Origin of the sequence: Metalysinibacillus jejuensis, assembly GCF_003057615.1 — a bacterium.
GTDB classification, from domain to species: domain Bacteria; phylum Bacillota; class Bacilli; order Bacillales_A; family Planococcaceae; genus Metalysinibacillus; species Metalysinibacillus jejuensis.
The window spans coordinates 1-494 of sequence record NZ_QAFW01000164.1; the positions used below are offsets into that span (position 1 = coordinate 1).

1 pseudogene is annotated in these 494 nt (G+C 44.1%); it reads right to left on the bottom strand.

The annotated features are described in order from the left end of the window. Positions 1 to 358 precede the first annotated feature (358 nt). A pseudogene (locus tag DDE80_RS15510) lies at positions 359 to 494 on the bottom strand (RNA-guided endonuclease InsQ/TnpB family protein); the annotation flags it as partial.

Consider the following 494-nt stretch of genomic DNA (forward strand, 5'->3'; position numbering starts at 1 on the left):
AGTGTTAGATGCGTTGATGCCTTGGTCAGATGCAATTCCGACCAACTGTCACGTGCCTAAACGAACTACATAGATAGCATAACAATAGCACCCCCTGGAAAACAGGTGGGTGCTATTTGACGCTTACCTTCATTGGATAACAAATAGTGACCACATACAACCGTTAACTAGTCAACTACCCCCGCTTAAACGCTAAAGCGTTTTGAAGTGGGGGCTTGTGTCACCTAAAAAGGCGGGTTACTTACTTCGCAAGCAACCTTTACACTTATACCTACCCAATAGTGCAAACGGTCTTACAGACCTCCTATCTTAGCGTGGTGGTATATGAGGACGGTTGACTTCGCCCCTACGGAAAAGGCTATACCTCAACCGTAACTGTATCTGAAATGTATGCCATTCCTTTTCGATACAGATTCATTGCCCCGATGCGGTCGTCATTCGATTGATAAGAGCAGTTGACACACGTAAATGTATGTGTTTTTTTATTGCGATTT